Source organism: Beijerinckiaceae bacterium (genome assembly GCA_004564215.1).
Lineage (GTDB): Bacteria > Pseudomonadota > Alphaproteobacteria > Rhizobiales > Beijerinckiaceae > Methylocapsa.
Genome location: CP024846.1, coordinates 1,283,319 through 1,302,594, shown reverse-complemented (window position 1 = coordinate 1,302,594; position 19,276 = coordinate 1,283,319). Strand labels below are relative to the sequence as shown.

19 protein-coding genes are annotated in these 19,276 nt (G+C 57.9%); 8 read left to right on the top strand and 11 right to left on the bottom strand.

The genetic code is table 11. The annotated features are described in order from the left end of the window. Positions 1 to 19 precede the first annotated feature (19 nt). Positions 20 to 307 carry a hypothetical protein gene (locus CU048_06060; GenBank protein ID QBR70917.1) on the bottom strand — a complete coding sequence of 96 codons (288 nt, stop codon included), beginning with the start codon at positions 305 to 307 and terminating at the stop codon, positions 20 to 22. Positions 308 to 528: 221 nt separating this feature from the next. Between CU048_06060 and CU048_06055 the strand changes: the two genes are divergently transcribed. After that, on the top strand, positions 529 to 1,086 hold the full coding sequence (locus tag CU048_06055; GenBank protein QBR70916.1) for an RNA polymerase subunit sigma: 558 nt from the start codon (positions 529 to 531) through the stop codon (positions 1,084 to 1,086). After that, the gene (locus CU048_06050) at positions 1,083 to 1,721 is read left to right on the top strand and encodes a DUF1109 domain-containing protein (GenBank protein QBR70915.1); all 639 of its coding nucleotides are present in this window, start codon (positions 1,083 to 1,085) and stop codon (positions 1,719 to 1,721) included. Before CU048_06055 ends, CU048_06050 begins: the two co-directional genes overlap by 4 nt. Before the next feature lie 12 nt (positions 1,722 to 1,733). Here CU048_06050 and CU048_06045 read toward each other — a convergent pair whose 3' ends face one another. Further along, positions 1,734 to 3,455, bottom strand: coding sequence for a long-chain-fatty-acid--CoA ligase (locus CU048_06045; GenBank protein QBR70914.1), 1,722 nt, complete (start codon positions 3,453 to 3,455; stop codon positions 1,734 to 1,736). Between the two features lie 160 nt (positions 3,456 to 3,615). On the opposite strand from CU048_06045, the gene CU048_06040 reads away from it, so the two are divergent. From CU048_06040 to CU048_06030, 3 genes are all read left to right on the top strand, one after another. After that, positions 3,616 to 3,849, top strand: coding sequence for a hypothetical protein (locus CU048_06040; GenBank protein QBR70913.1), 234 nt, complete (start codon positions 3,616 to 3,618; stop codon positions 3,847 to 3,849). Between the two features lie 97 nt (positions 3,850 to 3,946). Then, positions 3,947 to 5,521: a glucan biosynthesis protein D gene (locus CU048_06035; GenBank protein ID QBR72701.1), complete on the top strand. Its 1,575-nt coding sequence runs from the start codon at positions 3,947 to 3,949 to the stop codon at positions 5,519 to 5,521. Positions 5,522 to 5,623: 102 nt separating this feature from the next. Further along, entirely contained in the window at positions 5,624 to 7,000 is a 1,377-nt protein-coding gene (locus CU048_06030; protein ID QBR70912.1) for a hypothetical protein, read from the top strand. Positions 7,001 to 7,088: 88 nt separating this feature from the next. Here the strand turns inward: CU048_06030 and CU048_06025 are convergent, their stop codons facing one another. The 5 genes from CU048_06025 to CU048_06005 form a co-directional block, all read right to left on the bottom strand. Beyond that, the gene (locus tag CU048_06025) at positions 7,089 to 8,369 is read right to left on the bottom strand and encodes a cation:proton antiporter (GenBank protein ID QBR70911.1); all 1,281 of its coding nucleotides are present in this window, start codon (positions 8,367 to 8,369) and stop codon (positions 7,089 to 7,091) included. A 41-nt stretch (positions 8,370 to 8,410) separates the two neighbouring features. Further along, complete coding sequence (locus CU048_06020) at positions 8,411 to 9,175, bottom strand: SGNH/GDSL hydrolase family protein (GenBank protein QBR70910.1); 765 nt, start codon at positions 9,173 to 9,175, stop codon at positions 8,411 to 8,413. A 34-nt stretch (positions 9,176 to 9,209) separates the two neighbouring features. Next, complete coding sequence (locus CU048_06015) at positions 9,210 to 10,631, bottom strand: hypothetical protein (GenBank protein ID QBR70909.1); 1,422 nt, start codon at positions 10,629 to 10,631, stop codon at positions 9,210 to 9,212. Positions 10,632 to 10,946: 315 nt separating this feature from the next. After that, complete coding sequence (locus tag CU048_06010; GenBank protein QBR70908.1) at positions 10,947 to 11,747, bottom strand: hypothetical protein; 801 nt, start codon at positions 11,745 to 11,747, stop codon at positions 10,947 to 10,949. Positions 11,748 to 12,154: 407 nt separating this feature from the next. Then, positions 12,155 to 12,388, bottom strand: a complete 234-nt coding sequence (locus tag CU048_06005) for an XRE family transcriptional regulator (protein ID QBR70907.1) — start codon at positions 12,386 to 12,388, stop codon at positions 12,155 to 12,157. A 72-nt stretch (positions 12,389 to 12,460) separates the two neighbouring features. Between CU048_06005 and CU048_06000 the strand changes: the two genes are divergently transcribed. Next, positions 12,461 to 13,453 (top strand): IS1595 family transposase, encoded by a 993-nt coding sequence (locus CU048_06000; protein ID QBR70906.1) that lies wholly within the window; start codon positions 12,461 to 12,463, stop codon positions 13,451 to 13,453. Here CU048_06000 and CU048_05995 read toward each other — a convergent pair. Then, a complete protein-coding gene (locus CU048_05995; GenBank protein ID QBR70905.1) occupies positions 13,450 to 15,195 on the bottom strand; it encodes a site-specific DNA-methyltransferase in 1,746 nt (581 codons plus the stop codon). The two genes, CU048_06000 and CU048_05995, sit on opposite strands and share 4 nt — an antisense overlap. A 77-nt stretch (positions 15,196 to 15,272) precedes the next feature. Then, the gene (locus CU048_05990) at positions 15,273 to 15,710 is read right to left on the bottom strand and encodes a hypothetical protein (protein ID QBR70904.1); all 438 of its coding nucleotides are present in this window, start codon (positions 15,708 to 15,710) and stop codon (positions 15,273 to 15,275) included. A gap of 194 nt (positions 15,711 to 15,904) precedes the next feature. On the opposite strand from CU048_05990, the gene CU048_05985 reads away from it, so the two are divergent. Next, positions 15,905 to 17,008, top strand: a complete 1,104-nt coding sequence (locus CU048_05985; GenBank protein ID QBR70903.1) for a hypothetical protein — start codon at positions 15,905 to 15,907, stop codon at positions 17,006 to 17,008. Between the two features lie 227 nt (positions 17,009 to 17,235). Next, positions 17,236 to 18,057, top strand: a complete 822-nt coding sequence (locus CU048_05980) for a murein transglycosylase (GenBank protein ID QBR70902.1) — start codon at positions 17,236 to 17,238, stop codon at positions 18,055 to 18,057. A gap of 152 nt (positions 18,058 to 18,209) precedes the next feature. Here CU048_05980 and CU048_05975 read toward each other — a convergent pair whose 3' ends face one another. Together CU048_05975 and CU048_05970 are read right to left on the bottom strand one after the other, a co-directional pair. Then, positions 18,210 to 18,542, bottom strand: a complete 333-nt coding sequence (locus CU048_05975) for a hypothetical protein (GenBank protein ID QBR70901.1) — start codon at positions 18,540 to 18,542, stop codon at positions 18,210 to 18,212. Positions 18,543 to 18,691: 149 nt separating this feature from the next. Next, a complete protein-coding gene (locus CU048_05970; protein ID QBR70900.1) occupies positions 18,692 to 18,949 on the bottom strand; it encodes a hypothetical protein in 258 nt (85 codons plus the stop codon). Positions 18,950 to 19,276 lie beyond the last annotated feature (327 nt).

The following is a 19,276-nucleotide window of genomic DNA, read 5'->3' as shown; positions in this document are numbered from 1 at the left end:
GCGTGCCCCTGTCGCAAGGTCAGGACTTGGAAGGCTTCAACGAACCGGTGCCATTGGGGGTCTTCATGGTCTCGCAGGTTCCCTTGGGCACATATTTCCAGATCGTGCCGTCATAATCGACCTTTGACGTGCCAGCGCAGCTCGTGCCGGCACCGGCCGCGCAGTCGTTTTGCCCCTTGAGCGAGACGCCATAGCACTTTTCTTTCCCGGCCTTTTCACCGCCCATCTCCTGGGCTGCGAGGGGCCCGGCGAGCAGTGCGAGCGCGGCGGCGAGGGTGGCGGCGGTAATGTCGGTTTTGGTGATCATGTTTGGTTCCTTTACGAACGAAAGCCGTAGAAGGCGGGAAAGCTCGAATTATATCCCCGCCGAGGAAACGGCGGACCGTTTCTACACTTTCTTGTACGTTTGAGCGAGCGCCGGCGTTACGGCAGCGGCGCATTTTCACTCCAACAAAAACGTGATAGCGAAATCTCGCGTTGGATGTAACGCGCGAGCCGTGAGCTCCGAACTAAGCGAATGGGATATTTGTGCGGGGCGACGCTCGGGAAAAGGAATGGGCCATGTTGATGCGCGCCGGCAATGCCGGCGACGCTCAGTCCTATCGGCGATTGTTATTGCAGCTGACCCCCGTGCTCCGCGCGGCTGCCCGTCGGGGATTGGCCGGCGCGGGCCTGGCGGACACCGACGCCGAGGACGTTGTACAAGAGACTTTGCTCGCCGTTCACCTCAAGCGGCAAAGTTGGGACGAAAATGCGCTCTTTGGCCCATGGCTGCGGGCCGTCGCGCGCCATAAGATGGTCGATGCGTTGCGCCGGCGGGGCAGGCGTATCAACCTTCCCATCGACGACTTTGCCGCCGTTCTCTCCGACGGCGATCATGAGCCAAGTTTTGTCGTCGCCGATGTCGACCGCCATTTGCCGAGCCTCCCGGCTAAGCAACGTGAGGTGGTGCGAGCCATCGCCATTGACGGCGCTTCCATCGGCGAGACAGCCGCCCGTCTTTCGATGAGCAAGGGGTCGGTCCGCGTCACCCTCCATCGCGGCCTCGCCGCGCTCGCTGAAAAATTCAAGGAAGGCGAGACGTGAAGACCAACGAGCTCATTCGTGCCCTCGCCGCCGACAGTACCGTCCGCCGGATGCCTTTGCGCTCGATCTTTGCGGCGGCTCTCGTGCCGGGGTTCGCCCTCGCGACAGCACTTTTTTTCGTGACACTTGGCCCGCGGCCTCATTTACTTGAATTGCTTGCCGAACCGCGGTTCTTGTTCAAACTCTGCGTGACCGTCTTGCTCGTTGTGCTGTCCGCAAAACTTGTCCTGCGCCTTGTACAGCCGGGGAGGGACCCCCGCCGTGTGGCGATCCTGCTGGCGATCGTGCCGCTTTCGCTGGCGGCTGCCAATCTTGCCGAACTGATCGTCGTTCCGGCTCACCTCTGGGGCCAAAGACTGATCGGAACAAATGCGGTTGTGTGTTTGATCAGCATTCCCTTTCTCGGCCTCGCGCCGCTCGCTGCAGCCCTCTTTGCCTTGCGGCGGGGCGCGCCGGATAGGCCGGCTCTTGCGGGCGCGGGCGCCGGCCTTTTTGCCGGAGCCATCGGTGCGGCGCTTTACGCGACGCATTGCCCGGACGATTCGCCGCTGTTCGTGACGACCTGGTACACGCTGGCGATTGCGTTCGTGGCGGGGCTCGGCGCACTGGCGGGGTCGCGGCTCTTGCGCTGGTAAAGGGCGGCGCGCCTATTTGCGTAGATCCTTGCGCAGGATCTTACCGACATTGGATTTTGGCAAATCCCCGCGGAATTCGACATGTTTCGGAACTTTGTAATTGGCAAGTTCGCCTTTGCAGAATTCCCGCACGGTCTCGAAATCGAGGGCGGGATCGCTGCGAACGATAAAGGCCTTGACGGCTTCGCCCGTCGCCTCGTCGGGGATGCCGATGACGGCACATTCCTTCACGCCGCTCAATTCGGCAAGGACTGACTCGACCTCATTGGGATAGACATTGAAGCCCGAGACGAGGATCATGTCCTTGCGCCGGTCGACAATGCTGAAATAGCCTTCGGCATCCATCTTTGCGATGTCGCCCGTATAGAGCCATCCGTCCCGCAACACATTCGCGGTTTCGTCAGGCTGTCGCCAATAGCCGGGCATGACCTGCGGTCCGCGCGCGATCAGTTCGCCCGGCTCGCCGATGGGGACGACGCGTCCTTGATCGTCGACGCATTTCAGCTCGGTTGAAGGCAGCGGCACGCCGATCGTTCCAAGCTTTGGCCGTTCACTCGGATTGCAGGTCAGGGCGGGCGAAGCCTCGCTGAGACCATAGCCCTCGATGAGATTGGTTCCGGTGACCTTTTTCCAGCGCACGGCCACGGCTTCTTGTAAAGCCATGCCGCCGGCAACCGACAGGCGAAGGGTCTTCGGGGGAGCCGCGACGAACCATGCTTCGTTCAAAAGGCCGTTGTACAGAGTATTGACGCCGGTGATGAAGCTGATCGGTTCTTTTTCGAAGGCCTTCTGAAGGTTGGTCAGCGGCCTCGGACTGGGAATCAGAACATTATGCGCGCCGCGAATGAAAAAGCCGAGGAAGTTCACGGTGAACGCAAAGATGTGGTAGAGCGGCAGCGCAGTCAAAAGATGATCGCTCTCGCGCATCTCGGAGCCGCCCAAACAGAAGAATTGCGCCACATTCATGATGAGATTGCGATGCGTCAGCATCGCCCCCTTGCTCACGCCGGTCGTTCCGCCGGTGTATTGCAAGCATGCAATGTCGGAGGGCTCCAGCCCCTTGGTATAGTCCTTGACATTGGCGCCGCCACGAATGCTTGCCGCGCCCAGGGCAAGTGCCTTGGCGATCTTGATGTGGTGGAAGGGCGGCTTCGGGATTTGGTGCTTGACGTATTTCTGCACAAACCCAATCAGACGCCGCGACGGCGCTGAAAAAAAGCTCGCCGCCTCGGTCAGGATCACATGCGGGATGGGCGCCTGCTTCATCGCTTCGGCGAGCTTTTCGGCGAACATGTCGACGGCGATGATCGCCGCGGGCTCCGCATCCGCGAAAAGATGCGCCATCTCATGCGGGGTGTAGAGCGGGTTGACGTTGACGAGAATGCAGCCAGCTTTGAAGACTCCGAACGCGGCGATCGGATAAGCGAGGCCGTTTGGAATCTGGATCGCGACCCTGGCTCCCGGCTGCAAGCCTAGTCTTTCCCGCAAAAAGGCTGCAAAATCATCGGAATAGCGATCGACTTGGGCGAAGGTCAGGCTTGCAGACATGCCGTTCGGCATGATCGTGGTGAAGGCCCGAGCCTCGGACCGCCGCCCGGCCAAATCCGGCGCGATCTCGCCGAGTAACCGGTAAGGCAGAGACTCGATCCTTGCCGGAACATCGGGGGGATAGACCGCAAGCCAGGGACAGTCTACGCCAAGCGTCTCACGGACGTTAGCAACCTCTTGTTCCATCGGCGTTTCCTAGTCTGGGTTTTGGCCTTTATCGGTAATTATACATCGATTCGTCGGTCGGCGGGAGGCTTGCCCGGTCCTCCCAATGGATATAGTAGCTTTTGGAGCGATAACCGCAGGGATCAGACCGCAGCGGCGAAATGTATGGAGAGACCGGCTCTTGGCTGAAGCAAAGAAAATCAACTGGCTGCATGTATCGACCCTGATCGCGGTTGCCATCCTGGTCGGCACCGAAATGGTTGGCGCGTCCTGGGCGGCTGGATGGGCGCTCGGCGGCCTTCTGCAGCTCGACCCTATGATCAGCCGCATCATCGAAGCGATCTTTGCGCTCTGCGGCTTTGTGCTGCTCTATTATTTCATGCGCACCGCGATCAGGCACGAGCCCATCCGCTAGACTCCTTCCGGCATCCCCGAGCTTGGCCTGCGGCGCCGTTGCGCCGCGCCTTGGCCGGCACCGCCAAATCTCACGCATTAGACCGAAGGAAAGAAAAATGACGACAGCCCTTGACCGGAGAACGGTGCTAAAGGCCGCCTCAGCGCTTGGGCTCGCGGGAACCGGTATCGGCAAGGGCTTCGCGGCGGAGGCCATGAAGCTCGGGCCGCCACGCCCTTTTTCCTTCGATGGCCTCAAAGCGACGGCGCAACGCATGGCGCGCGAGCCTTATGCAGATCCCACGCGGCCGGCACCCGAGATCGTTTCCAAGATCGATTATGAAGCCTGGGGCAAAATCAAATTCGATATGAACCATGCACTGTTCGCCGATGGACCGGGCCGGTTTCCAGTCAGCTTTTTTCATCTCGGCATGTTTTTCCAAAAGGCTGTCGAAATGAATGTTGTCGTGGCGGGCAAGGCGCGCGAAATCATTTACGATCAAAGCTATTTCGATATGCCGGCGGATTCGGTCGCCAAGAAGTTGCCGCAAGGTGCGGGCTTCGCGGGCTTGCGGGTCCAGGAAGCCCGTGGTGGCGCGCTCGACTGGCGCAAGAATGATTGGGTAGCATTTCTTGGCGCCGATTATTTTCGTACGATCGGAGAATTGCACCAATATGGGCTGTCGGCACGGGCCGTGGCGCTTGATGTCGCGGTCGCTGGCAAGCCCGAAGAGTTTCCAGATTTTACCAAATTCTATATCGACCAGGCCGAAACCGACACTTCACTGACGATCTATGCCTTGCTCGAAGGCCCCTCGATTGTAGGCGCCTGCCGGTTTGTATTGTCGCGCGGCAAGGGCGTGATCATGGACATTGAGCAATCGCTTTTTTTGCGTGCGGACATTGCGCGGTTCGGCCTTTCGCCTTTGACCTCCATGTATTGGTTTTCGGAAACCAAGAAGGATACCGGAGCCGATTGGCGGCCCGAGGTCCATGATTCCGATGGCCTCTCTGTTTGGGCTGGAAGCGGCGAGCGGTTTTGGCGTCCCCTCAACAATGCACCGCGCATCATGACCTCATCCTTCGCGGATGATTCGCCGCGCGGGTTTGGGCTCGTGCAACGCGACCGTTCGTTCGACCATTATCAGGACGGCGTCTATTACGACCGCAGGCCCAGCCTTTGGGTGGAGCCCCTCGGCCCCTGGGGCAAAGGCGCCATCCAGCTCGTCGAAATTCCGACCGACGATGAGATCCACGACAATATCGTCGCCATGTGGGTGCCGGAAAAAGCCGCGACGGCAGGGTCCGAGGTCAAGCTTTCCTATCGTCTCTATTGGACGGCGGACGAGCCCTTTCCGACCGAGCTTGCCCGCTGTGTTGCGACGCGCCTGGGCAATGGCGGCCAGCCGGGCCAGCCACGGCCCAAGGGCGTGCGCAAATTCATGGTCGAATTCAAGGGACCGCCACTGGAAGCCTTGCCCTTCGGCGTCAAGCCGGAGGCGGTGCTGTGGGCCTCGCGCGGGACCTTTTCCTATGTCTTCACGGAGGCGGTGCCGGACGATGTGCCGGGCCATTGGCGCGCCCAGTTCGATTTGACCGTGGCCGGCAGCGATCCGGTCGAGATGCGCCTCTTCCTGCGCGCTGGCGAAAAAATCCTGAGCGAAACCTGGCTCTATCAATATCATCCGTTCTGATCGGCGCTCGATACGGAAGCGCGCGAAGGTTCATGTTTCTGGCTCTTTTGCCGTAAGATCCCACCGATTCGGGAAAGCCTGAAAGCCCGAACGTTAAACCCCATGCGGCCTCGCTGCGAGAGCCAATTCGATGTCGACGGCCTGGTCTCCATTAAGAATTGCGGTTGCATGCCGGCGCCGTTGATCAAAATCGATCCGCTGCAACTCGACGGCAGCGGGCCGCCACGCGACGTCGGGATCGTCACGGTGTCGGCCATCCCGAATCTGACGGGCACGAGCGTCAACCCGTTGATCCGCGCCGCGAGCCTCGTCGAGGCCGGCTGGCCCACAACGCTCTATCTTCCCTGGTTTGCGCTCGAGGAGCAGGAGCGGGAATATGGGCGAAGCTTTGCCGACCCGGACGCGCAGGTCAGGGAAATCGAAGCGTGGTTGCCGGACGCACTCCGTCCGCATCGGCCAAACATTGTCTTTTATCCCGTCCGCTTCAATGCAACCTGGGCGCTCCCCCTCCCGGCTATGCCGATCGCAAGCGTGCTTCGCCGCCATCGGACGTTGATTCTGGAAGAGCTCGAGCGGCACTTCTTCGACGGTAGATGGCTCGATCTTTCCGCATTCGGGTTCAAGCATCGGTTTCCGCTCGTCATCAGCCTTTTGCATACGAATTTCCCCGCGTTCGTCGGCCTTCGCACCGGCCGCTGGATCCGCCCCTTGTCGCGGGCGATGACGAGGGTTCTCAGCCGGCGGATTTGCGACCATAGCTTCTCCGTCGTCTCTGCCGCCCCGTTTCTGCGGGAGCTGGGGGAACCGATGGTGAGCCTGAATGGCGTGGGGGCGAATTTCTTCGCCGCGCCGGAGAGTTCGGGTCCGACGCAGGGCGCGTATTTTATTGGCAAGCTGATCCCGGAGAAGGGTCTGCATAACGCCTTCCGTCTATTGAAGACGGCTGGAGTTTCGCAGATCGATCTCTTTGGCAACGGCGACTTGAGCTATGTCCGGGCGCAGGAGTCAGCCTATCGTGTCGCCGCCGTGCTGCGCGGGGGCACCGCGACGCCATGGCGTTGCCTTGCTCCCTACCGCGTCTTCATCAATTGTTCGACCAGCGAAGTGCTCTGTACGACCACGGCGGAAGCGCTGGCGATGCGGAAATGGGTGATCCTGCCCAGGCACACGTCGAACCGTTTCTTCGAGCAGTTTGACAATTGCCTGGTGTTTGAGACGGACACGGAGTTTGCCGCCTGCTGGCACAAGGCGATGGCGGAGGAACCGCGTGACGACCCCCAGGTGGCCGAGCGACTCTCCTGGGCCGCCGCGACGCGCCGCCTGACGGGCCTGCTGAGCGCGCCGCCAGCAATGCCCTACCATGATCCGCCGCCTTACTATGCGATTCCCGCGCGGGAAGGCCGCGACATCCGGTTTTGGCTCCGGCAATCCGCTCGCGGCATGCGCGGCTCGTTCACGGGTTCCCATGTGGGACAGTAGGGCGGCGGCAGCGATCCGGGCGAGATGCGTTTCCTCTTACGCAGGGGCCTCCCTCGTCAAAGCAGCCTGGGCCTAATGTAAAAATCTTTTAGTTATCGCGCTTTTCCCCGGTTTTCTGAGTAACGAAGACAACGAATCTGGAAAATTGCGCAGAGGCCAAATCGGCGAGGCGGCGGGCGGCGAGGGCCACCGGGCCTTCTGGCTGCCCCTCTTCTGATTTCGACCTCAGCAAAATAGCAAGGCTTGGAAAAATGGCGACCGTTAGGACGGCAGCGCCCACAAGCGCGGTGGCATTCTCCGGCAGCATGTCGCCCGTTCGCACGCCCAAATAGGTCACCGCGACGACAAGCGGCAGCGTAGTGGACGAGAAAAGAGCCAGCGGAAGTAAATCGCGCTCCGGCAACACCCGCCTGTACAAGACAACTGGAACAACGCGGATGAACAGAAAGCCCGCGCAAAAAAGGACAAGGCGGGCAAGGCTCGCGGGACTGGTCGCGAGTGCGGGCAGATCGAATTCAACACCGCTTGTTATGAAAAACAAGGGCACGAAAAATCCCGAGCCGATTGATGTTAGACGATCCTCGAGGATCTCCGCTCTCGTGTCGCGCACGAGCATTGCGATGACTATTCCGGCCGCGTAGGCTCCAAGAACCATCTCCATCCCGAGCTCAGTGGCCAGCGAGACCAGCCCTAGGAGAAGCAAGATCGAAATTCTGACCGGCAAAATCGATCTATCCCGCAACCATCGCCTGATCAGGATCGACAGTCTGTCCGAGCGGAGGCTCCTTGCGAAAAAGATCGCGCCGATCGCGATGGCCAGAAAAACAATGGTCAAGAGAGTCTGATGGAGGTGGTGATGCGCATGCGCCAACGCGAGCGGGGCCAGGATAATAGGACCCAGTTCGCCTAGTGCCGCCGCGCCGAGGACATAGCGGCCAAAATTGCTGTCCAGGTCGCCGGTATCACGGAGAATGGGAATGAGCATGCCAAAGGCGGTCGTGGGCAATACCACCGCGATAAGCAAGGGCGCTTGAACCAATCCGACCAGATAAAGCAATCCTACAAAAACGCTGGCCAAGCCTAAGGAAACGAGCCACGCGAGCGCGCCGAATCGAAGCGGAGTAGCTCCAATTTTGTCGGGACTGAACTCGAAGCCGGCCTGAAAAAACAAGAAGAGGAGACCGATTTCACCGAGAAATCCGATGGCGCCTTGGCTGGTCACCCAGCCTGCGCCGCTTGGGCCGATCAATATTCCGAGCAGCAATTCCAGGACGACCACGGGCGATCGGATGAAGGGAGGCAACCGCGCTAGCAAGGGGGCCAGAACTGCGATGAGGCCAATGATAAAAAGAGAATGAATCTCGTTCATGAGCGGACCTTTCGGCGAATCGCTGCAACTTTACTCCAAGGTCATGGCAGGAGCTTGCTGGGGAGTGCGGTTTTGATGCTTGCAGCCACCCGATCGGCGAGGATGTCGCTGCCTTGCTGAAGGAAATGTACATCCCGCGGCATTTGGAATAGGCCCGCACTCTCCACGCTGACCGCGTTCAGATCGTCAATCTGGACATTGTTTTTGCGCATCACCGAGAGGGCGGCCTGATTATAAAGCGCCACATCCTCGGGGAGGCGATTTGCCTCGCCAACCGGAACCGGCGTCGTCGTGGCAAAGATCAGCCTCGCGCCCGTCTTCTTGAGCCGTTCGACAATCTCCTCAAGATTGGCGCGATAGGATTCGGGGGAAACCCAGCGGGGGCCTTGTCCGACAGGAACCATTTTTTGCTTTCCGGGCGCAACATTTTCATATTGGACATGCGCCAGGTCATGCAGGCCCGCATTGAAATGGATCACCGCCCATTTTGTCGACCCAAGCCAGCCATCGAGCTTTTGAAGTATTTTGAGCGTGCCTCCACAATTTTCCATGGGATGGAAAATGTTTGCGATGCCTTCCAACCTGAGCCTTACCGGCACGGTGTAAGGCACCGATATGCTGTCGCCAATGATGAGCACCATCGGCAGGTCAGGGTTAACGACGGGTGCGCCGATGGCGGCCTGAATGAAGCGATTTTCTTGCTGCTCGTGCCGCTCATGCAGGAACGCTAAAATAGAGAGATACAAGGCGGCCCCGCCGCCTGCGGCCATGAGGGCCGACGCGGCAATGACGATGTATTTGCGCATGGACGGCTTTCTGCACCCGATCCGGGACGCTTGCTCATGTTCGCGCGCGCGGCGATGGTGCCAAGGTGTTGTCGACAACAATCGATGGTCTTGCTTCAAGCTCTTTGCGCTGGTCGCCGATGGCCCGGCGAGCTTCGTCTATCGCGAGCCGGAGCGCCGCAAGTCCCGCCTCATCGAAATTATTGTCGCGCGCAAAGCGCAAGCCTTTCGTGGATAAGTCTTCGATTTGCGCTTCGAGTCCATTCAGTTGCGAAATCTCTTTCGCCGCATGGGCAGCCTGCTTGATTTCGATCAGCTCATCGACCAGAGCCAAAGCCGATTTGCGGGCCCGCGCCTTGGTCAGACCAAACATGGCGGCGACCATTGAACCCAATCCGCTGAGCAGCATGGCGCCGATGTAGAGCCAGTCGCCATATTGATCCATGAAGCTTTTTTCGTCGTTATCGTAATAAGCTGCGGCGCCGGCGTGAACCGCTTCGGCGGAATCCTTCGCGGTGTCGGGCTTTTCCATGAATGCGGCGATCGGCACTTCGGCCTGCAGCGAACGCCGCATCGCAAAGAGGCGTTTGGTGAGCGCTGTTCCGATCTCCTCCGAGAGGTTCTGGCGTGCCTCAAGCCGAATTGCGACCGAAAGGGTTGCCAAATCCTCCTTGGGTTGGGGCGGAACACCGTGGAAAAATCCGGCTGGAACGTCGCCTTTTTGATAGGCCGGGTTTCTGGCCGCGATACCCTCTGCGGCGTCGACCGGGATCAAAACCAGGGCATGACTGCGCGACATCAAGGCGGCCGTCGCGACTTCAATCGAGTGACCGCGTAAGGGACCGACGGCGAGGATCGCATCGACTCCTTTCTGCGTCACGACTTGTGCCAAATCGTCCGTTGACAGCATGATTTTCTGAACAGTGTCGGGAGCGATTTCGTATTCAGCAAGGATCGCATCGAGCAGCGAAGCATTCGCTTTTCGTCCAGGGAGAATCCCGACCCGCTTCTTGGCAAGATCGGCGACCTTGGTGATTTTGGAGCCCGCCGCGGCGGCGAGAAGCGCGATATCATTGTGCAGAATGACGACGGTCGCACCGTTGGCCGGGATAGCGACATCGCTCCGAATGACAGCCAGATCGGCGCGGCCCTGTTCCAGGGCTTCGGCGCTTTGGGTCAGATCTTCGACAGGAAGGATCGTAAACCGAATGCGGCCGCGACTCTGCTCCAGATGACGGGCAATCGCCGCGACGAGCTTTGCGTTGTCGCCATCGGCGGGCCCGACCGCCACTTTCAGCACCTGCGGCCGTTCGGCAAAACGCAGCGTCAGCGCGACGATCGCGATCAAAGCAAACGCAACCGTCAGAAAAAAAAATCCGGACGTCAACATCACATGCAAGAAAGCGATCCGGCGACGTGGTAGCATGGCTTCGATATCTCCCGCCGAGCCGGTTCGAAAAGGCTTCGCGCGCCGCATTGACGTCCGTTCGCTGCGGGCGAAGGTTTAGTCCGCGTTGCTTGCCGCCACAAGCCTCGCATCCAAGGAGCTCCGCGCCAAAATTGGCGGGTCCGCATCTTTGCCTATCGTACCAAAATGTTTCACGTGAAACATTTTGGTACGATTGATACGGCATTAGGTAGCAAACTCACCATTGTTGGGAAATGAACGGCGCCCCTTGACCGAACGGCGTGCCGCTCCCAAAATTAGTGCGTATGACCGTTGGTAGCGACTGCTTGCAGTCGCCCCCTCTCCTTTTTGGGCTGTGACGCAATCGTCGAGCAATGACCTTCGTTAGCCCTCGGATAAAATTTTAATGTCCAATTCAACTGGGCTGGAATCGTCGTCATAAATTTGAGACACGTTCATTGCGAAGGTCCGGAACCAGCGAAGGCGTTGTGGCGCGGGCCAGCCCGCATCAGCAGCAGGAATTTTCTTTAGGAGTTCGATAAGCAGCGGATCAAGATCCAGATTGTCGCCCCCGTCACCCCCACCGTTCTTTTCGACCTTTGGCGGCGGCGGCGGAGAAACTTCAACGCCAGTCGCCACGGCGGGCATCACCAATCGATTTTTCCCATGCTCAAAAAACGCGGCCTGTTCTGCTGACTTTTCGAACTTTACCCGCGCCCGGTCTTTAACTTTATCTGAAACCCCGAGGCCAACGATTTCACGCTCCAAAGCCGAAGCCTGCGATGGCAAAACGCTGCCCTTGTACTTTTCAAAAATGGCCTTGAATAAGGGAACATTCAAAAACGCCTGCGCCTTTGCCGTTCGCGCCTGTGCCGGGTCCATAACGGATGCGCCGAGTTGCGTGAGCTTGTAATGGCCGCCTTCGGAATCAATCAGCCCAAACAGCCGCGCAGCCGCGATTTGGATGCGAAAGCCGCTGCTCTTAGGGCTTTGGCCGGACCATGCCGCCAATTGATCGTCGCCACAGTCTCCAAGCCCCGCATTTCCGTGGATAGCCTCGACAAGTTTTATCGACGAATCGAGATCTTCATAAGGGAAGGCGATCGTTGAACGCTGCCTAGTCTGCTTATCGTCTTCGGACTTCGAGGCCGCAGCCTCGGAAATGGATACAGTTTCGCCAGCCATGAGGATAGCTCCATTCGCTCAAATGGATTGCCGCTATCCTCTTATAGGTCATACTATCCACATTGTCAAATCATTTGATGAGATTTTTGGATAAGCATATTGACGCAATCCAAAAACAGCAATACTGTCCGCTGGTGTTGGAGGTTGCGATGACAAGAGTTAGAGCTTCGGCGCGGCGACCGACGTTGTCGAAGCCTAGATAAAGCAAAGGCCGCCATCTCTGCCCCGCGAAGGAAGAAGTGGCGGCCTATATTGGCCAACAAGACGGAACAGGCGTGTTAGCTCGCCTGTTTCAACGGGCTAGGTCTGGTGACGGGGCTCCCCTATCCACGGTTGCTCCCGAGGGTCCAATCCCCTCCTAGTCCATCGACTTTTGTAACAAAATCGGTGGAATCCGTCCAGGGCGCTTAGTCTTTTTTCGGCTTGGCGTAGGTGATCCCATATGTCTCGCCGCTATCAACGAAAGCGATTCCTTTCGCCTCCAGCGCAGCTTGAATTGCCGTTAGATTATTCGCGATCGGAACGCGACGCCCAGCCTCGAAATCTCGAACGGTCGAGTTCGCGACGCACGCGGCGGTGGCAAGACCGTCTTGCGATAACCCCAGCCATGCCCGTGCCGCTCGACATTGTTCCGGTGACATGTGACGGTGATACGAAGAAAAAACGCGAACGTCAACGATTTTGGTTGACGCCAACGCTGTCAACGCTTATCAATAACGTCAACGGAAATCGTTGGCGTTCAAATGTCTCAGCACTTCCTCCTTTCCACTGCGGCGCATTCGCTAAGCCTAGCGAAAGTCGCCCGCATGTCGGATCAGGAAGCCCATGAGGCCTTCCGGCTAATCCGCTGGGCCGATACCGATGGCCAGCCGGCATGCCCGCGCTGCCAATGCGGTGCCATCTACAAATACGAGACCCGCAAGCTCTGGAAGTGCAAGGCTTGTTCGCACCAATTCTCGGTCACGTCCGGCACCATTTTCGCCAGCCGCAAGATGCCTATCCGCGACATTCTCCTTGCCATCGCGATCTTTATGAACGGCGCAAAAGGCCATAGCGCCTTGCAGCTCTCGCGCGATCTTGATTGCCAGTACAAGACGGCTTTCGTCCTGGCTCATAAAATCCGCGAAGCTCTTGCGGATGAAATGAAAGACGAAACCGTTTCTGGCGAAGTCGAGATCGACGGGGCCTATTATGGCGGTTACGTGAAGCCAACCAATTGGAAAGAGAACCGCCGCGATCGGCGCTTGCTAGAAAATCAGACCGGCAAGCGCCGCGTCGTGGTGATCATGCGCGAGCGAGGCGGGATTACACTTCCCTTTGTTTTCCGTTCCGAAGCTCAATCTATTCAGACTATCGCCGAACGCGTTGATGGCAATGCCATCCTCCATGCCGACGAGGCGCGGCACTGGGATATTCTGCACGAGCGCTTCCTTACGAAGCGCATCAATCATGAAGAATGCTATTCAGATGGCGATGCCTGCACCAATCAGGCGGAAAGTTTCTTCTCTCGCCTTCGTCGCGCGGAAATCGGCACGCATCACCATATCAGCGGGCGCTATCTTGGTGCTTATGCCTCGGAAATGGCGTGGCGTGAAAACAACCGTCGCGCCAGCAATGGCGAGCAGTACCTCATGGCGACGAATGCTGCGCTATCTCATCCCGTATCGCGGCAATGGAAGGGTTATTGGCAAAGGGCGCAAGCCTAGCGATGCTTCCTCTCCTTAGCTGTCATCCCCGGCGGGATAAGCACTGGCTCATCCAAAGGGAGATGCTTTTGTGCATCTCCCTTCCGACCGCCAGAGATCGGTAGTTTGAACTGAGGAGCTTTTCTAAGTTCCTGCGGCGTCGGCGGCAGGGTCGGCTTCTTTTGAGAGAATCTACGAGAAGCGGCGGCAGCTGATATGATGTCATAGACCGGAGGAAGTTCTGGTTTACGACCGCGAAATAGCTCTTCAATAGTTCTAATTTGAATCCGAGGTCGCATCTTACCGCCCGCCTCAATTGATTCAGCCGACCGCGCAGCTTCAATCATTTTTGATGTAGGTTTGTGCAGGCAGATAAAAATGCCGAGCTTTGCATGGTGTGATTCCATTGCGCCATAAAGCTCACGGATATGTTCCGCGTGAATGTTTTTACCCCCCTTGACCGAGATAATTCCGTTACCAATTGTTCGCGCATCATCTTGGAAGTAAATCCAACCATCTACTCCCTTATCTGCGCCTTTCTTTCCACCCTCTCGCGGCTGTCCATCAACAAGCGTGATGGCCCAAAGCTGGAACTGGTGCTCATCTGTCTCGAAAAGACGGTGAGCGCCAGCTAAATCAAGCGGAATCCCTTCTACTTCATACTGAACGCCACGCCTCAAATTAAGACGAGAAAGTCGTCTTTCAACTACATCGATAGCAAGGGCGGTTATATCGATTCCGATCCATTTACGATCAAGTTTATGTGCTGCCTCGATTGCTGTCCCGCACCCACAAAATGGATCTAGGATTGTGTCACCGGGAGATGTTGCAAGTTTGATGATCCGTTCCAGAAGAGCTAACGGTTTTTGCGTTTGATATCCAAGGCGCTCTGCGGCTTGTGAGTTTAATGGCGGAATGTCGGTCCAGACATCATCAACCGGAAGCCCTCGTTGCTCATCAAGATATCTTTTAAATCTTGGGACGCGCCCTGGCGCGCTTTGGATTACGAGGCCCTGTTCGTAAGCCTCCTGCATACGCTCGCGCGTCCATCTCCAAACTCGCGTTACCCCTAAAAATTCGTAAGTCAAATTAGGACGGTCAGAGTTTGGATTTATCAAACTGGTGAGTTGATAGAGTCGTCCATCTGCATCTCGCGTAGTATATTTTTCGGCTGTCTTGTCAGTGAGATTACTCTCATCATAGGGTAGAAAGGCACCTTCTTCGTTCCAAAAGTTCTCACCATAAGCATAGAAAAGAATGACATCGTGATTCGTCGGCAGCCGCTTTGTCATCAATGACTTACCCATTGAACGGCGCCAGATGATCTCATTTCTAAATGCGGTCGGTCCAAAAATGGAATCGAGAATGATCTTGAGATAATGACCAGCACTCGCATCGCAATGAAGAAAGAGTGAACCGGTCGGCTTAAGTACGCGCCGCATTTCGATCAGTCGCACGGTCATCATGACGAGATAGGCCATTAGGTCGCTCGTCTGCATATAATTTCGAAATGATGAGATAATTCCCGCTGCCGGTGACCCGCTTGTCATAATCCGCGAAAAGGCAATGTCCGTCGGCGTTCCCCAACGCCATGAGTCCGCAAAGGACTGATATTGCGCATTTAGATCGCCGTGCGGCGATTTATATAAAATATTGTAAGATGCTTGGGAGTTAAAAGGCGGATCTAAATAGATCATATCGATGCTGGCTGAAGTAATTTTTTCAAGCCAATCAATGCAATCGCCGAAGTATAATTTGTTCATGGCAAATCACCCCGCGTTCATTTTCATGCCGCAAGTTGAAAAGTACATTTAAGTTTTATGCTTAAATGTTTGTTACATCAAGCAATGTTGCCAAAGCGCCATACTCTTGCGCCTTTGTGCTTCCCAGCCCCGGTGATCAGGCCTCGCATTTCTTGCCTTAGCATGGCTTGAACGATCCTAAAGCCGATTGCCTTACGCAAGACTGTATCGTTTTCATCCATGCCCCTGGCGCGGATCACAGCCCGCGCCAGTTCGCGTGTGTCCAAGCCTTCTGGGGTCTCGGCAAGCGCAGCCCGACATAATGCAAAAAGTTCGCCGCGCTTGAATGTACGGGCGATTGATAGGCGCGACGGATAGGCGTTTGGCAGGCTTTCTCTTTCAAGCAATTCCAGCGTTGCGTTGATGTGTGCCAGGTCGCGGCGGGCGGCTGTTGTGGCCTTTTCGTAAGAGCTGATAATGCGCTCTAGTTCGTCGCGCTTAGTGCGAAGGGTGTTAACGATTTGTGGTTCGGACATAGGTGGCCAACCTTGTCCAACAAAGTCGGCCGAAACCCAATTTTTCACAATATTAATTTAGGTGAGTTTGCTACCTAATGCCGGATTGATACTCTCTGTGCAAAGCTGCGGGCATATGCGTGGTTTGATATGAAGCCGAAATAAAGCGGAAGCGTGAGGTTGGGTATAATTTTAAGTTTCGTTTTTTTGGTCTATTGCTCGCTGGCGCTGCCAAATGCGTCGAGCGCCTCGATGAGCGGTTTATGAGGGCCGTCATGCCAGCTATTTCCATGATCGATGTCGGCGACGGTGGGCCTCTCCGGCATGCGGAGCTTAGCCGCGATCGCGCGCGGGCTCTGCGCGACGACTGCCTCACGGTCTTTCCGCGTGCGGTCACGCCCTTTCTGCCGGCGTTGGATGGCGCAGCGCGCCGCTGGCTGACCCGGTCGTGCTCGCCCTATGTGCCGGAAATCGCGCAAATCGCGGCGATGCTCGGCTATCCGGGAGTCTGGTTTTTAAACGGCTCGTATCTATGGGGATGCACCTCGCTCGCGCGCGAGGAAGAGGGCGTGCCCTGGCTCGCACGCACGCTCGATTGGCCATTTCCGGGGCTCGGCCGCCATACCGATGTCGTTCGCACAAGCGCCCCCGTGGGCGACTATTTCAGCGTCACCTGGGCTGGCTATGCGGGCGTCCTGACAGCGATGGCGCCGAGCCGGTTCGCGGCTTGCGTCAACCAGGCGCCGATGTGGCGCCGCACCCGCCATCCGTGGCTGCGCTTTTACGACCTTGCGGCCAATGCAGTTCATACATGGGCCAATGTTCGCCACATGCCCCCCGATCAATTGCTGCGCCAAGTCTTCGAGACTTGTCCAACCTATGCCGCCGCGAAAAGCGCGTTGGAAAAGACGCCGGTGGCACGGCCGGTGATCTATACGCTGATCGGCTGCGCGCCGGGCGAGCGCTGCGTGATCGAGCGAACCGAGGATAGTTTCGAGACACGTGAGCACGAGACGAGCGCGGCCAATGATTGGATGCCGAGCCGCCCGAAGTGGGAAGCGCGGCTTGCGGCCAGCCGCTTTCTCACCTCCTCGCCGGCGGAGGCGGCCGCGCGCTGCCGCGACCGGCATGACGCGCTTGCAGGCTGGAACGGGCCCTTGTCGCGCGGCGGTTTCGAATGGCTGAAGCCGCCGGTCCTTAATCCCTATACGCGGCTCGCCGTCACCATGAGCCCCGCGCGCGCGATTCTGCGCGTCGCGGGCTTTGAAATGCTCGGCGCCGATTTGCCGGAGCAGGTGAGCGCGTTCTGCGAGGTCTAGGACTGCCTTTGGCTCTGTCGAATCAGCCGGTCCAGGCGGATTTGGATGCCCTGCGCCAAGCGTTGCCGTTACGCCGGCCAAGGGCTGGCACCTACCCTATAATCGAGGAATTGTCTCGACGTCCGCCCCCTTGGAGGGGGCCTCGCCGGGCAGCGCGGCTAATTTTTGACATTAACGCACAGACCTTGAACAATGCGGGAATCGGCGATCACACCTCGGAGTTCTGAATGACAAAGGGCGGGCAGTTCAAGACAGCTATCATCGCAGCCTTGGTGGCGCTCGTGGGCATGGCCAGCAAAGCGGACGCCGCACAGTGCGGGAACACAGCGGCCGGCTTCGAGGCATGGAAGAGGCAGTTCGCCGAGGAAGCCAGGGCCAGGGGCGTCAGCGCTTCTTCTGTCGCAGCCCTTTTGGCCACCAATTATGCAACGGCCACCATCGCGGCCGACCGTGGCCAGCGGAGCTTCCATTTGTCGCTCGATCAGTTTCTGGCCAAGCGGGGCGGCTCGGTGATCGCCTCGCGCGGGCGCGCGCTCAAGCAATCCAATGCGGCCCTTTTTGCGTCTATCCAGCAGCGCTACGGCGTTCCGCCGGGGCCGCTCCTGGCCATTTGGGGAATGGAGACGGGCTTTGGCAGAGAGCACGGAAACCAGAACACCCTGTCGGCCGTGGCCACGCTCGCCTATGACTGCCGCCGGTCGGCCTATTTCACCGATCAGCTCTATGCAGCTCTGACCCTGATCGATCGCGGGGTTCTCTCGGCCAGTTCGCGCGGCTCCATGCATGGCGAGATCGGCCAGACCCAGTTTTTGCCCAAGACCATCCTCGAATACGGCACTGGCGGAAGTCTCGAAACCCCGGCCGGCGCGCTGACCTCCACGGCCAATTTCCTCAAGGCCCATGGCTGGCAGGCGGGCGCGGGATACCAGCCCGGCGAAGCCAATTTCGCGGCGATCCAGGCCTGGAATGCGGCGACGGTCTATGAGCGGGCCATCGCGCTGATCGGCCAACAGATTGACGGAGCCGACGGCGCATCCGCGCGGCACTAAAGGCGGTTTGCGCGGCCTCGTCTGAGGACAACGGGGGACTAACGAGCCTCAACGGCTCCGGCCTCAGTGCGGGAGCCGCGGGCTCGCTGTCGCAATGAGTTCCACGTGGGCGCGAGGAGGCTCGTGAATTCTCGATAAGGGGTCGATGAAACCTACCCTTGACAGCTATACAACGAGCTGTCTTTCGCGACGCACGAATGCGGTGGATGAGCAAGATTGGTCAGAACATATTCAACGCCGCCAAAGACCATTGTCGATCCTGATACGATTGCGAACGTGACGCCATTCAGGACCGGAATGACAACTTGGTCGAAGAGAGGGGTCACAAGCGGAATATAAATAAGATCCCGATGGGCCCTGTGCACGACCAGGACACGGTCAGGGGAGTATGTGAGATGCGCTTTCGGCTTTCTGTGAAAAGCGAATGCGGACGTTGAGCTGAGTAAAAGGGCGGCTGCCAGGCCAAGTGCGACGATCTTCTTCATATGGTTTCCTCTTGAGGTCCCTGTAACGAGGCCAGGCCGGCGCCGAACAATGCGGAGCGTCGCGACCGGCCAGAGATGCGGTGTTCGGATAATCGCTGCCTAAATTTCTCAACCGTTATTGTTACACTTCAGGCTGCGGAAGCGCTTTATTAGCTGGAGGCCGCTAGAGTGGCCAAAATTGGACGCGAACAATCAAATTCAACGACATGATCGATTTCGGCAGCGTTCGGTGCCTCAATCTGTCGATGATCGACGAAACGGGACCCCATATTTTCGGCAAAAGGGACCTCAGTTTTGATCTGACAAGAGCACGAGGCGAGCGCCCGATCAGGCGTTGGTCGGGGTTCGCGGAGATCGTGAATTAGTTTGAACAAAGCCGCAAAGGCCTGGTTTTTGTAGAAATCCATTTCGGCAATAGCTCTGCACTTTATCAAGACTGCTACAAGTTTCAATACGGTCCGAGTTCGAGCCGAACTCCAAGCGTCGAAAGAGAAGACGGGCTGCTTACGGCCCTTTCCTGCCATCCATCGTGTCTGACCGAATGTCGGCACCTGGCGCTCTGCGTAATTGGCGGGGCGCCGCCCAATTTTCGGAGTCGAAGGACAAGCCGCCCCGCCGAAACAAACTCCGATACGGGCGAATTGACCTATAGGGGTCCTTCGCCGAACTTAGTCGGAGCGTCAATGAACGGCTCGAAGCGGTCGTCCGCGATGCTGCAGTCATCGGCGACCGGA